Origin of the sequence: Streptomyces sp. NPDC127197, assembly GCF_042672405.1 — a bacterium.
GTDB classification, from domain to species: domain Bacteria; phylum Actinomycetota; class Actinomycetes; order Streptomycetales; family Streptomycetaceae; genus Streptomyces; species Streptomyces flavusporus.
The window spans coordinates 1-13,435 of record NZ_JBHXVG010000054.1 but is presented as its reverse complement, the minus strand read 5'-3'; the positions used below and the strand labels follow the sequence as shown (position 1 = coordinate 13,435).

Below are 13,435 nucleotides of genomic sequence, written 5' to 3'. Positions count from 1 at the left end.
AGGTACCGGCGGACGCCACGTCAGGCCCTCGCTATCCGTGCCGCCGCCGGGGACACTTGCAATATGCAACTTACCTTTCAGCAGGCTGGCTACCGTCTCGTCACTGATCTGCCGGAGGAGATGCGGCCGTGGCGTGACCGGCCGACCAAGTGGGAGAACGTCTCCCCCGCAACCGGCACCTATCACCTCGACTCTGGCGGCGTGTACCTGTACTACCCGGACGCCGGCAGCGCCGGACTCGACCACCCCGTGGGTCAGGCGCAGTTCGGGCTGGGCTGCATCTCCAGCTACCGCGCGGAGACCGACCCGGCTCGCCGGGCGGTGTTCCTGGCGCGGGCGAAGACGCAGGCGGACCGGCTCATCGCCAAACGCCTTGAGGCCCGGGGCAGCTGGTGGTTCCCTTACGGGTTCGACTTCACGCACGCCGTGCACACCGGTGTCTCGTACACGGCGCCGTGGTATTCGGGGATGGCGCAGGGCGAGGTTCTCAGCCTGCTCGTGCAGCTGTCCCAGCTCGACGGGGTGTGCGGCGAGGACCGGGCCAGGTATCTCGCGGCGGCCGACGCAGCGTTCGCGTCCCTGCAGGTCGCGGACGACGGCTACCCGTGGGCCGTCAACGTCGACGACGCTGGCTACGTGTGGCTTCAGGAGTACCCGGGCAGCCAGCCGGGCGCCGGGGACTACACGTACAACGGCATGGTCTTCGCGATGTTCGGGCTGTGGGACTACTACGTCGCCACCGGCAGCCAGGACGCCGCAGCCCTGTACGACGGGTGCGCGACCACCATCGCCCGCTACTTTCCGCTGCTGCGGAACACCAAGTGGGCCTCGCACTACTGCCAGACGCACCGCATACCCGCGCCCGCCTACCACCAGCACCACATCAACCTGCTGCGGCAACTGCACTGGCAGACCGGCAGCGCCGACTTCGCCGACCACACGGACCGGCTCGTCGACGACTACCCGGCCAGCGTGACGGGCACGGTCCAGTTCGCGGCCGGCACGCACACCCTGTACCGGTACGACACGGCTGCGGACGGCTCCTGGGCGCAGTCCAAGGCGGACAAGATCCTGGAAACCAAGTCGGTGACGTTCAGCCGGGCGACGCAGGCCCCGGCGTCGATGCGGCGCCGGATCCAGAACCGGGGCATCTACTACCGGATCAGCGCTGGCGCATATGAGGGCTGGTGGGTGGGCGAGGCGTGGCCCAACTCGTACCTGCTCGGGCAGTACCTGACGACCCTGTACCGGCCCACCCGCACCGTGACGTTCCCAGGGGGCGGCACCTCGGTGGACACGTACAAGGTGGCGGCGGACGGCACGGCGACCATCAGGACGGTGTCCTTCGCGACCCCGTCGAACGCGCCGACGGACCGGCGGGCGATCGTCAACGGCAGGCCGTGCTTCCAGATCACAGCGGGCGGCCTGACCGGGTACTGGGTGGCGGCGACGTCGGTGACGGTCAACTCCTCGGGGCCGACCGGCTAAGGGCTGCGGTAACGACGAAGCGGCCCCGCCCTCCCGGAGGAGGACGGGGCCGTGGTCATGGGTACTGGCGGCGGTGCGGGTCGAGGCCCAACGCCTCCGGGGTGTTGCCGTTGCCGTTGTTGCCGGGCTGGTTCGGCGGCGGGGCACCGTCCCGCCTGCAGACGAGCGCGTCGGCATCCCATGACGGCGCCTGCAGGCTGTACCCGTCGGGGCATGTCTGCCCGGACCGGCCGTCCTTGCCGTCGTGGCCGTCGTGGCCGTCGTGGCCGTCGTGGCCGTCCTTGCCGGGCGGGCCGGCCGGTCCTGCCGGGCCTGCGGGTCCTGCTGGGCCTGCTGGGCCTGCCGGTCCTACCGACCCCGCCGGGCCTGCCGGACCGGTCACTGTAGCGCCGGGCTCGCCTTGCCCGCCGGACGGTCCCGCAGCACCGGGCGAGCCTGGCGAGCCGGGAGGGCCCGTCGCACCCGGCCGTCCCGGCTCGCCCTGCGGACCGCGAGGCCCAGCCGGGCCAGGGACCGGCACAGGCACCTGGGCGCGTGCGGGCAGATCGTCTACCGCTCGCGACGGGTCCGGCGCGGCCGGCGTCCCCCCGCCTGCTTTGATCTGCGAGCGCAGCACCCGCACATCCGTCGCCAGCGTGGCCACGGCGTCCCCGCGCAGGTCCGCCTCTGCGGCGAGGTCATCCGCCCGGCGGTCTCCCGCGTCGATGCGGAGCCACACGAGGACTACCGCACCCGACAGCACGAGTAGCACGGCTGCGACCGCGAGGAATCGCCATCGCTGTACGTGGAGCGGCCTCGCGTGGCGACGTGTGTTCACGTGGGGTGTCCTCCCAGCTCGACGATCTGTGCGCGCAGCCGCGTGTTCTCACTGCTGAGTTCGGTGATCTGCCGCTGTAGTGCCGTCTTGTCGGCGCGTTCGCTGGCGAGTTCGGCGTAGGCGGCGGCGAGCTGCCGTTCGTTTTCGACGAGCCGGTCGCGCAACTTGTCGCGTTCCTCTTGCAGGTTGTCGACGAGTGTCGAGTAGCCGCCGAGGACGGCGCCGGACTGCGAGGCCCTATTCGCGCCCCGCTGCCCAATCAGTGCGCCGACCGCGGATGCGAGCCCGACGGCGATGGCTCCGACGGCGCCGAGCTGCGCAGCGTCCACGCAGGACCTCCGATGGTGCAGTGAGGGGTGAGCAGGGCGCCGCGGCAGTCGTCGAGTGAGCCGCCGGACCGCCGCGGCCGACATCAGACGCCCTTGGCCAGCGACGCGCTGTTGGTGACGTCCCGACCGCGGGCGACGAGGCCCTTGCCGAGGGCGAGGACGGCACCGACACCACCGGCCCCGGCCGCGTACCACATGCTGCCGTCGAGCGGCTGGGTGATGACGATGCCGCCGATGGCCGCCTGGAGGAACGTGGAGAGGACGCGTTCGAGGAGGTCGCGGCCGTAGGTGCCGGCGTTCTTCACGACGGTCTCGGAGCCGGGCAGGTGGATCGGCTGGTTCATGGGCTTCCCTTCCATCAGGACTTGGGGACTTGGAGCTTGTTCCAGGTGGTCGGGCCGGGCGGCCATGCCGCCGCAGCCCCGCTGTACCCGCACTTCCTTTGCCAGGCTTCGTAGCTGTCGACGTCGGCCTGACCGAGCGTCGGGCCGGGGCCGACCTTGTACCGGCCGCAGCCGACCGCGACGAGCCGCTTCCCCATCGCCTCGAAGACCTTCGAGACCTTGCCGAGGGCGGGCCGGCCGTTCTTCACGAAGAAGGCCTCGCCCGGGTACGGCTCGCACTGCGGCGCGGCAGGCTTGGCCGGAGCAGGCGCCGACGCTGTCGGCGGCTTGGGCTTGGTGCTGGCGTCGAGCCTGGCCTGCACGTCCCGACGGAAGACGGCCATGTCGAAAGCCGCCGGGTCCGGCTTCCAATCGCTCCATTCCTTGTGGCCGATCACCGACTTGGCGGTCCAGCCGTGGGCCCGGCAGATGGCCGTCGCCCAGCGCACCGCCGCCTCGTACTGGGCGGCCGGCCATGCCGAGCCCGTCCCGCGGTCGCTCACCTCCAGCCCGTAGAAGCGCGCGTTGCCGTCCTGCGCGCCCGGCGAGCCGTCGTGCTTGTGCGGGGCCGGTGGGCGGGTGGTGTAGGACTCGGCGATAACGGCGGAGAGGACGGCCGGGTCGCCTCCCCCGGCGTGGTTCGCCCGGCCCGCGCTCGTCAGGGTCAGCGTGCCGTCCTTGGCCAGGTAGGCGTGCGCGCACGGCCCCGGCAGGTCGGCGCGGCCCGACCACACGATCTCCCCGTCCGACGGGGCTGTGCCGCCCGTGTGGTGGATCATCACGCCGTGCACGGGGCCCCATCCGTCGCCCCGGTTGCCGCGGTCGTGTGTGCGCCAGCCGGAGCGTTCCTTGGTGTCCAGGCCCTCGGCGATCAGCGCCGTCAGCATCTGACTGGCGGTAAGGGGGGTAGCCATCATCGGTTCTCCGAGCATGAGAAAGGCCCCGGCCGGTCGGCTCGGGGCGGGCAGGGAAGAGAGGGGGTCAGGCGGTGGCCGGGTCCCCGGCGGGGTCCGGTTCCTCTGGGGCCGGGCCGATCGGGACGATGTCGGTGATGGGCTGATCGCACAGCCCGCACGCGGCACGCCAGATGCCGTCCGTGTTCACCGACAGGCCAGCAACGAGGACTCTGCCGTTGTTGGGGCAGCCCTCGGTGTGGCAGACCAGCTGGCAGTCGACGTCCGGCGTCTCATACGCCTCGGCACTCATAGCACTCCCAAATGGGCGGTCAGGACGCGATGACCATCCAGTGAACGGTCACGGCCGGTGTGACAGTCGCGCGGGTGATCCAGAGTTTGATGCTGGCGTTGGTGATGTCGGTGACGCCGACGCCAGAGACGCCGTTGTTGAGGTTGTTGGTGCCCACGGACGAGTCGATGGCCGTCGCGTAGGCCCGCAGGTTCGTACCCGTGATGTTCAGCCCGGCAACGGTGAGGCTCGTGGGCGCATTGGCAGCGGACGGGGTGATGGTGGCGGTGCCGGTGACGATGTTGCTGGCCGTGAGCACCCCCTGCACGGACGCGCGGGGGTTGGTGCCACCGGGGCCGGACTCCAGGGCAAGCAGGGCCCTGCGGTCCCCGGCTTCCACCGCCCCTGACGCGAGGGTCAGGACGGAGGACTGGGCCGTGTCGTAGTCGACGCTCGCCGGGACCGCCACCAGGCCGTCCTCGACCGGACGGAATGTGAGGCGGCCGTCGCTGAGCCGGGCGGACTGCCTGCCGCCGCGGGTCCACAGCCCGGCACCGCCGCCGCCGTCCGTCCCGAGCTCGGCGAGGACCGTCCCGTCCCCGGCGTACAGCCGCAGCGTTCCGACGGCCGCCGACGACAGCCGCCGCGCGGCCCGCAACTCTCTGACTTGCCGCTCCAGATCCTGGACCCGGCGGGCCAGACTCGTCGCGTCGGCGGGTAGCTGGTCCAGTTGGCGTGGCATTCAGCCCTCCTCTACCAGGATCGGCCGGACCCGGTCCGCGCCCGGCTCCAACTCCCACGCCCAGCAGCGGGCCACCACGTCGGCGCCGGCCGGATGTCGCCTTGAGGACTCGATGCTCAGCCGGATCGAGTCGCCCAGTGCCCAGTCCCTGCCGAGCCGCGGGCACGCGGAGGCAACCCCTTGAATGCTCCACACCTGCGCGCCCTGCGCCATCAGCGCGAGTTCCTTGGCCGCGTTGCCGTCCAGCTGGTCCGGGTCGGTGACCCCTGTTGCGGGGGTGAAGCGGTATTCCCAGATCGGCCAGCCGCCCGCGATGAGTTGCGTCGCTTCCCGCGGCGGTGAGGTGAGCCGGTCCGGTCCTTCGCCCTCACCGCGGGCGATAACACGGGTCGCGCCCTTGCCCCGCTCGTAGGACTCGCTCAGCGTGTACTCGGCCACGCCTCCCGGGTAGTCGAACACGGCCTCGGGCTCGGCGGCTTGGGTGCCGATCGTGGAGCGGATCCGGACGGGGAACACGAACCCGTCATGCCTGCTGTTCCAGACGGCATCCACCGTCCACTCGGGCCCGCCGTCCAGGCCCATCACCTCGGTGAGGCAGGACAGGATGGTCTTGTCGTCGCCGTCGCTGGTCAGGTAGTCGATGGCCGTGCCGGTCGGCACGGCGTCGATGACGAGGGGTGGGCCGCCCGCCAGCGCGGGCGTGATCAGGTTCGCGCAGACGGTCGCCTGGTCGACGGTGAGCATCGTCTGCGTGCCCGGGTAGCGGGCGTCGAGGTAGGCCTCCAGGGTGGCCGCCCCGAGCTGCGCGGTGCTGGCGCTTCCGGCGTCACGTGGCAGGGCGGCGCCCGCCCATACGGGAATGTCGGTGGCGGTGTCGACGGCCACGATCAGAGACCGTCCTGGTGCCGTCGCCGATTCCCAGTCAGCGGGGGCGCCGTCCAGTGCCAGCTCGAACTGGAGCGTGGTCTGCGCTCCCAGCCTGCGGGACAGGGCCCCGGTCGGTTTGAGCGAGGGCAGGTCCTCCACGATGCCGCCGGTGCGCAGATCACAGCCGTACCAGGCGAGTTCGACGGCGGTCACGACAGCGGGTACCGGATGCCGCGCAGGGTGAACCAGACCGCTTCCGTGTTGCCTGCGTCCTGGCCGCCGAGGCTGACGGTCCCGTCCGGGTTGAAGTTGACGAGCATGGAGTGGACGACGGACGAGGAGTTGGAGACTCCGGTGATGCTCGTGACGTTGCGGGCGACGACGACGGTCGCCCGGTACGTGGGCCGCAGCGCCGCAGCCAGGGCCGCATTCAGGATGTTCACGGTCTGGGCGCCAGCAGTGCGGTTGGCGCCGCCGTCCCACTCAATGTACGTGGTGCCTCGGTCGACGTACGTCCGGTACCGGATGGGCCCGTTGCCGTTCCCGTTCGTGGCGTTGCCCTGCGCGTAACCGGTGCCCAGCGTTGGAGTGGTCCAGCCGACGGTGTCGACCTTCTGCATCGTCTCCCACGCCGTACCGGTCCAGCGTTGCAGGTTCGTACCGTTGTCGCGGTACTGGCCGACGTAGAAGCCGGCGGCACTGGCGTCCGGCACGATGCCGCCAGCCGCCACTGTCACCGGCGTGACCGTGTTGTTGACGCTGGGGGAACCGCCGCCGACTGCCGGCACCGTGATGTGCGCCAGCCGCATATAGATCACGGTTCCCGACGGAGTCGGCGCGCTCGGCGTCGATGACGGAGTGCCCGGCAGGTACACCACGTCAGCCTTGGCCTGCCCAGATCCGTCGACGGCGTTGTCCCACACGCGCAGGTACACCAGGTCGATGCGGGACAGTGTCGCGTGCGCCGCGTCCAGGGTCAGGTTGGACGTGGACGTCATGGCGACCCGGTAGACGCCCTGCTCGGCGTAGTAGAGGCTCGCAATGCCGGTGCCTACGGTGATCGTGGTACCGGACACCGTGACGGTGAAACCGCCCGAGCCGGGGAGGATGCCCGTGCGGGCGCCGAGTGGGTGGCTGCCGTTATTCATCACCATCAGCGAGTCGATGCGACGCGCACGCATGGCGTCGACGGGAAGGCCGTCGATCCAAGAGGGGTTGACCGCGACCATGGGCGGCCTCCTTTCATATCCAGGCGGAACGCCAGCGGGCCGTCAGAAGAGCGCTGGCGCTGTAGGACTGGGCCCGGAACTGGACAGCAGCGGCGGCCCTGGCGGGGATGAGGGGCCAGCCGCTGGGGACCGTTAGGAAGCGGCGGCGGGACGCGCTGTTGTTGATGCGGCACGTCTTGGCGTCCGTGTCGATGACGAGCTGGTCGCCGGTGTACAGGTCCTGCGAGTAGATCAATGGCAGGACCGACCCGTCGGGCATCTGCGTGATGATCTGTGGCCCGGTCACTGGGCCGGTGATGACGAACACCGGGCGCGTGCCGAACGTGCCAGCGTTGGTAGCCATGATCTCTCCGGACACCGTGACCGCGTTGCTGGTCAGAGGTGGTGTCAGCGGCGGGGTCAGGCCGCCCGTGGTGAACGGCAGGCCAGCCGTGCCCGACTGCAGCGTGGTGGAGTAGCGGCGCGGGTCGGCGGCCGTCACCATCACCGAGTACGTCGCCCGCGTGTCGGTGATGTACTGCATCAGCGGCTTGCCCGAGCGGCGAACCGTGGCCTGCTTCGGGATGGTCTCCCACACCGTCAGCAGCGTGTCCGTCAGCCCGGCCGCCACCCGCAGCCGCTCCATCGCCTCCTCCAGCGCGGCCTGCGACGGGGCGACGATCGTCCCGCCGAGGGTGATCGGTCGGGCGCCGAGGTAGACCGGGCCCGCCCAGGCCCCGTGGTCGCCCTCGCGGTCGGTCATCTCGCTGCGGAGGTCCGGGGAGTCCCAGCCCTCCAGGGTCTGCAGGCGCCAGGCCACCCCGTCGCCGTCGACCGTGCCCAGGTCGACGCCGCCCAGGGTGGCCCGCAGACCGTCCAGGACGGCGCCCGGCGTGTTCGGCATCCGTGCCTCCTTCTCAGCCGACGAACGACATGTGCCGGGCGACGTCGTGCGCCTGCTCGGCCGTGGACTGCTTGGCGCCGTACAGGTTCACCGTGATCTGCTTCGTCGCCTCGCGGGCGGCGGCGGCCGTGGACGGTCCCGGCCCGTACCGGCCGGCGGGCACCAGCTGGTAGCCCATCGCGGACGCCGTCTTGGCCAGCAGCGCCCGGGAGCGGGCGCTGCTGTTCCACGGGATCCACGACTCGACGTCTCCGGCCTCGCCGCCGAGGACCATCGTGGGCCGGGTGAGGATCCCGCCGGCGGCCATGGCCTTCCCGCCCTGCTGCACCCACTGCCGGACGAAGACGTCCTTGTTCGCGGACGGCAGGCTGCTGATCTGGGCGGTCATCTTCGGGACCAGGGCGCGGATGGTGGCCACGTCCAGGCCCGCCGCGATCAGGTCGGCGAAGCCTCGGCCGTTGCCGCCGCGCAGCGTGGTCAGCAGGGTCAGCGCGTTCGCGAGGTCCTCGCCGGTGAGCGTGGACTGCGCCGTGCCGACCGCCTTGTTCGCTGTCGCAGCGGCCTTGCTGTCGCTGGCGGCCTGGTGGGCGAGCGTCATGGCGTTGGCGTCGCCCTGCGCGGCGAGGGCCTGGGCGAGATCGCCGAAGCCCTGCGCGGCCAGCTTCTGGAGGTCGGCCGCGAATTGCTGGCTCTCCTTGGTTGACGCGCCGAGCTGCTTGGTGAAGTCAGCCAGGGTCGCCTTCGCCAGCTCGCCCGTCTTCTGGAGCTTGGACACAATCGACTTGAACTGCTTGTCGCTCGCACCCGCCAGAGCGTTGACCAGGGCGTAGCCTTCCTCGCCCATGCCCTCCAGCATCGCCTGGAGTTCCCTGCCGCCCCGCTTGCCGATCTTGTCGAGGTTCTTCCGCCACAACTCCGTCGCGGCCACGGACTTGTTGAGCTGCAGCTCGTAGCCCTTCAGGTTGAAGGCGGTCGGTGCCTTGGCGCCCTTCTTCAACCCCAGAGCCGCGTCGGCCTCGTACACCTTCCTCCGCGCCGCCGCGACGTCCTTGGACTTGGCCCCAGCCGCGTCCTGGGCCTTCTTCGTCCGGGCCGCCGCGGCGTTGTTCGACTTCGCTGCGTTGTACCGGGCATTCGCGAGCTGCTTCTCGGCTGCGGCGAGCTGCTTCGCGGTGTGCTTGCCCCTGCGGACATCCGCCAGGTGCTTCTCCGCCTGCGCGACCTTGCGGGCGGAGTCCTTCCTGGTCTGCGCTTCCTTCTTCTGCGCTTCCTTGTACGCCTTCGACCCGGCCGCGGCCTTCTTCTGGGCCTCGGCGAGGTCAGCCCACGCCTTGCGCAGCGCTTCCAAGGCCTTGTCGTACCGGCCCTTGGCGTCCGACGGCCCACCGAGGACAGGCTGACCGGTCGGCGTGTACGTGAAGCCGGGGATGCCACCGGAGGCGAACCACTGGACCGAGCCGCCCAGCCTCTTCACCGTCTCAGCGGCGATCTGCCGGGACCGAGGACGCTTGGAACGGGCGAGCGGGATGTACGCCTCGCCGCCAGTCTCCGGTTCCGCCCACATCCGCCACTCGCCCGGCCGGGCGATCTGCGCGATGTGGTTCTCGGCGCCGCCAGCGAAGAACGCGAGACCGCCGCGGGCGTACTTGGAGACGCCGCCCTCGCCCGTGGAGGGGCGACCGGACGTGTTCTTGCTGGCGATCTCCTGCCGGTACGTGGTGATCGTGACGGACTTGTCGTGCAGTGCCTCGATGGCCCGGCGCAGGGCGTCCACGGCGGCCTTCTGGCTGCCGGTCGGGACGGTGATCTCGACCTTCTTGCCCTTGGTGTGCTTGATCTTGAAGCCGAGGTCTTCGAGCTGCTTCTGACCTTCCTTGGTCAGAGCGTCGACCGTGATCTTCTTGCTCTTGGTCTCGGCCAGCTTCTTCTTGACCGTCTCCAGGTCCTTGGCCGCCGCCTCAGTCTTGGCGTCGACCTTCGTCTCCACCTTGCCGGGCAGCTTCAGGTACGCCGCGGTGAGCTTGTCGATGGCGTCCGAGCTGAAGCCAGCGGCAGCCATCTGCTTCCTGAGCAGGCTGATGTCCTTCTCCAGGACCTTCTGCCCGGCCGCCTGGCTGTTCTTCTGCTCGGCGACAGCCTGGGCGTGCTCCTGCGCGGCCTTGGCCGCGTCGAGGAATGCGCCCTTTACCTTCCGGCCCTTCTCGCTGGTGACGTCCAGCGACTTGCCGTTCTCCTTGACCGTCTTGGTCAGGTCGGCCAGCGACTGCCGGAAGGAGATCTCACGCTCGGCCGTGGAGATCGCCGTGCCGTTCAGCTTGTTGAGGGCGTCGCTCAGCTTCTCCGCCTCGCTGCGCTGGTCCGCCATCTCGTCAGCCGACATACCGAGCTGCTTCGCCAACTCGGCCTGCGAGTCGGCCGACAGCTTGGTCTGCGTGTCGGTCGCAGTCAGGGCGTCCGCGTAGCCGGGCAGCAGAGTGCGCAGCTTCTCCGTGCTCGTGCCCTGCGCCTCAGCCTCCTTGGCCAGACGGTTGAAGGCCTGCGCCGCCACGTCCGGCGCACCACCGTCGACGAGACTCCGCAGGGCCTCGTCGACGGCGTGCAGCTTGTCGCGGGCATCGTCCAGGCCGGCAGAGTCCGACCCGAGGTGGGTGATCGTGTAGAGGCTGTCGCCGATCCGGTTGAGGGCGCTCGGGTGGGCGATGCGTGCGACGGCCTCGCCGAACCCGTCCAGGTCCTGCCCGAACGTCTTGACCAGCTCGCCCGCTGCCTTCCCCGTCTTGGCGAAGTTCAGCAGGGCGTTACCCATGGCCGTGATGTTGGGCGGGGCGTCCCGGAACTGGGCCTCCAGCTTCTCGACGCCCCAGGAGATGGCGGCCAGGCCAGCGACCACAACGCTCAGCCGTCCGAGGCCCATCATGAGCGCCCGGGTCCGGGCTGCGGTGATGCCCAACTCAGTCAGCGCGGTGCGGGTGGCAGCGATCCGCGGCAGCAGCAGCAGGAACCCGGCGACGGCGAGGCCTGCGGCACCGCCGATGCCTGTCATCAGGGTCACGGTGTGCTGGAGCTCGGGCGGCAGGTCGTTGTAGGCGGCCACCAGCCGAGTAACCCACTGGGTCATCGTGCGCAGCGCACCGTTCGCGGCGCTGCCGCCCTCGATGAGCGCGACCTCGATCGCGGCGCGCAGCATCTCCAGGTCGCCCGAGAGGTTGTCGACCTGAGTAGCGGCCATGCGGGCCGCGGCCCCGTTGTCGTCGACCGCCTTGGTGTACTCCCGGACACCCTCGGCGCCAAGTTCGTACAGGATCGTCGCCGAGCGGACAGCGTCCGAGCCGAAGATGGTCGCCATGGCGGCGTTGCGCGCCTCGGGCGTCAGCTTGCTGAAGCTGGCCTTCATCCTGCCAGCGACTTCTTCCAGGCCAACGAAGTTGCCCTGAGCGTCGTAGGCCGAAAAACCGATCTTGTCCATGGCGCGCTGCGCTTCGGCGCTTTGAGGTACCAACCTCTGGAGCATGGTTTTCAGCGACGTACCGGCGTCCGAGCCGATCAGGGCATGGTCGGCGAACGCGCTGAGAGTGCCGACCGTTTCCTCAAGGCTGAGGCCTGTCTGGTTGGCGAGGAGGCCGCCCTGCCGCAGGGCGATGGCCAGCCCGTTCACGTCCGACGCGCTCTTGTTCGCGCCAGCCGCCAGCACGTCGGCAATGTGGCCCACGTCCTTGCCCGCGAGGCCGAACGTGTTCATGGCCTGAGCGCTGATGATCGCGGCGTCCGCCAGGTCGACTTGCCCGGACGCCGCCAGCGCCAGCGACCCACTCAGCGCGCCGCCGATGATGTCCGAGGTCGAGATACCGGCGCGAGCCAGCTCGGCCTCAGCCTCCGCGGCCTGGGTGGCCGTGTAGATCGTCGTCTTGCTGGCGTCCAGAGCCGCCTTGCGCAGCTGCTCGTACTCCTTGCCGGCCGCGCCCGTCACGGCGCGGACATTGCTCATCTCCTTGTCGAACTTCGCGGCCGACGCGGCCGCGACCGCGAACCCGGTGAGCAGAGCCGTGCCCACCCCTGCGCCGACCTTGGCCAGCCGCGACGTGTTGTCGGCAGCCTGTCGCATGCCACGGGTGTACTGGTTGATGTCCGCGCGCAGCCGGACAGTGACGGTACGGGACGCCACGGCACCTCCCGTCGTCTATGTGGTTCGTTCGAGGTGGACGTGCAGGCCCTCGGAGGCCCCGCCCTTGTCCTGGTAGGCGCGCACCGCGGACGCTGAGGTGGTGCAGGCGTGGCAGCGGATCAGCTCAGCCCGGTAGGCGAACTCGTTGGCCTTGTCGGTGGCTTCGCCCCAGGGCTGCCCGCAGTCCGGGCACGCGTCCGCCTCGACTTGGAGCAGGGCGAGCGCCCAGGCCCGGTCCTCGGGCAGCCACAGCGGTTCGCCGTCGGCGACCACGCGGCCCATGAACACGGACCTGGGCACCCCCCAGGCGCGGGCTGCTTCTAGCTCTCGCCGCCAAGGGCCGCCAGGAGCGCGGAGGCGGCCAGCGAGAAAGGGACGATCTCGCTGCTGTTGTGGACGTCCCACGCGGCGTCGAACAACCGCTTGATCTCGCCCTGGTTGAGCTTCTCGAACAGGGCGGTTGCCTGGTCCTCGGTCATCACCGGGTCGACGCACGACGCGGCGACCAGGGCCTTGGGGAAGGTGTCGCTATTGAACGCCTGGCTGTCGTCGCCCGAGGGGTGCGCGGCGAGCAGGTCGCTGTACGCGCGGTCGCCGATGTACCGCAGCGTGAACGGCACCTCTGCCCCACGGGTCTGCTCCCGCACCGCCTTGAGCCGCGCCGCGATCGTCCGGCCCGGGTGCTCCTCGGTGAGGTCGCTCGGCTCCCAGTCCTCACTGACCTTGGCCAGCTCGTCCGTGAGGCGCTCCGCTTCCCCGGCCAGGTCGCCCCGGATGCACACCATGACCGTGCGCTCCCGGGGCTTCGCCTGCTTGAGGATGTCCTCAATGCTCGCCATCAGGCGACCGTCGCGGCGGTCGCCGGAGCGTCCGTCACCTTCTGCGGCGACACGAACTTCATGACCTCGTTCGCGGCCGGGCTGGAGTTCTGCGGCTCGCCGCAGGTGGACGGGTAGACCTCCAGCTTCTGGCCAGAGGCCCACGCGGCGGAGTAGGCCAGGCCGCGGCGCACGGCCAGGAAGCCGCTGACGCCGTACTTCAGGGTGGAGTACGGGGCGTCCTCCTGCGGGGTGTCGCCCCGCTTGAACGTCAGCTCGTTGTCGAATCCGACGCGGCCGACGGTCTTCGTGTCGAAGGTGCTCGCCAGGGACGAGGTGTCGACGTCCGCCGTGGACGGGTCGATCTTCAGACCGTCCGGGGTGATCCGCTTCGTGAGGTCGAGGCCCGCGTTTAGCTCGGACACCGTCGGCGCGTTGATGTTCGCGACGGAGGTCAGCCACACGACGCGAGTCTTGCCGTCGCTGATCAGGTCAGCCATGAGGCCCTCCAGGGCATGAGAAAAGCCCCGGC

General features: G+C 70.2%; 14 protein-coding genes. 1 reads left to right on the top strand and 13 read right to left on the bottom strand.

The features are described 5' to 3' along the window. Positions 1–63: 63 nt before the first annotated feature. Positions 64–1,488 carry a D-glucuronyl C5-epimerase family protein gene (locus ACFVJQ_RS40960; RefSeq protein ID WP_375847221.1) on the top strand — a complete coding sequence of 475 codons (1,425 nt, stop codon included), beginning with the start codon at positions 64–66 and terminating at the stop codon, positions 1,486–1,488. 55 nt (positions 1,489–1,543) lie between these two features. Here the strand turns inward: ACFVJQ_RS40960 and ACFVJQ_RS40955 are convergent, their stop codons facing one another. From ACFVJQ_RS40955 to ACFVJQ_RS40895, 13 genes are all read right to left on the bottom strand, one after another. Then, positions 1,544–1,870, bottom strand: coding sequence for a hypothetical protein (locus ACFVJQ_RS40955; protein WP_375989046.1), 327 nt, complete (start codon positions 1,868–1,870; stop codon positions 1,544–1,546). 431 nt (positions 1,871–2,301) lie between these two features. Beyond that, entirely contained in the window at positions 2,302–2,634 is a 333-nt protein-coding gene (locus tag ACFVJQ_RS40950) for a hypothetical protein (protein ID WP_375847220.1), read from the bottom strand. An 83-nt stretch (positions 2,635–2,717) separates the two neighbouring features. Continuing rightward, positions 2,718–2,978: a hypothetical protein gene (locus ACFVJQ_RS40945; RefSeq protein WP_375847219.1), complete on the bottom strand. Its 261-nt coding sequence runs from the start codon at positions 2,976–2,978 to the stop codon at positions 2,718–2,720. Between the two features lie 14 nt (positions 2,979–2,992). After that, a complete protein-coding gene (locus ACFVJQ_RS40940; protein ID WP_375989042.1) occupies positions 2,993–3,904 on the bottom strand; it encodes a peptidoglycan-binding protein in 912 nt (303 codons plus the stop codon). Positions 3,905–3,998: 94 nt separating this feature from the next. After that, positions 3,999–4,223 (bottom strand): hypothetical protein, encoded by a 225-nt coding sequence (locus tag ACFVJQ_RS40935; protein WP_375847217.1) that lies wholly within the window; start codon positions 4,221–4,223, stop codon positions 3,999–4,001. A gap of 19 nt (positions 4,224–4,242) precedes the next feature. After that, complete coding sequence (locus ACFVJQ_RS40930) at positions 4,243–4,944, bottom strand: hypothetical protein (RefSeq protein WP_375989039.1); 702 nt, start codon at positions 4,942–4,944, stop codon at positions 4,243–4,245. Beyond that, positions 4,945–6,024 (bottom strand): hypothetical protein, encoded by a 1,080-nt coding sequence (locus tag ACFVJQ_RS40925; protein WP_375989036.1) that lies wholly within the window; start codon positions 6,022–6,024, stop codon positions 4,945–4,947. Continuing rightward, positions 6,021–7,040, bottom strand: a complete 1,020-nt coding sequence (locus ACFVJQ_RS40920; protein WP_375989033.1) for a hypothetical protein — start codon at positions 7,038–7,040, stop codon at positions 6,021–6,023. Before ACFVJQ_RS40920 ends, ACFVJQ_RS40925 begins: the two co-directional genes overlap by 4 nt. 13 nt (positions 7,041–7,053) lie before the next feature. Beyond that, positions 7,054–7,923: a hypothetical protein gene (locus ACFVJQ_RS40915; RefSeq protein WP_375989029.1), complete on the bottom strand. Its 870-nt coding sequence runs from the start codon at positions 7,921–7,923 to the stop codon at positions 7,054–7,056. Between the two features lie 13 nt (positions 7,924–7,936). Continuing rightward, positions 7,937–12,085: a phage tail tape measure protein gene (locus ACFVJQ_RS40910; RefSeq protein WP_375989026.1), complete on the bottom strand. Its 4,149-nt coding sequence runs from the start codon at positions 12,083–12,085 to the stop codon at positions 7,937–7,939. Between the two features lie 15 nt (positions 12,086–12,100). Continuing rightward, positions 12,101–12,367 carry a hypothetical protein gene (locus ACFVJQ_RS40905; RefSeq protein ID WP_375989023.1) on the bottom strand — a complete coding sequence of 89 codons (267 nt, stop codon included), beginning with the start codon at positions 12,365–12,367 and terminating at the stop codon, positions 12,101–12,103. A gap of 38 nt (positions 12,368–12,405) precedes the next feature. Next, positions 12,406–12,924 carry a hypothetical protein gene (locus tag ACFVJQ_RS40900; protein WP_375847166.1) on the bottom strand — a complete coding sequence of 173 codons (519 nt, stop codon included), beginning with the start codon at positions 12,922–12,924 and terminating at the stop codon, positions 12,406–12,408. Continuing rightward, positions 12,924–13,435: hypothetical protein (locus tag ACFVJQ_RS40895; RefSeq protein ID WP_385790893.1), on the bottom strand; the 512-nt coding region annotated here is incomplete at its 5' end. The genes ACFVJQ_RS40895 and ACFVJQ_RS40900, both read right to left, overlap by 1 nt.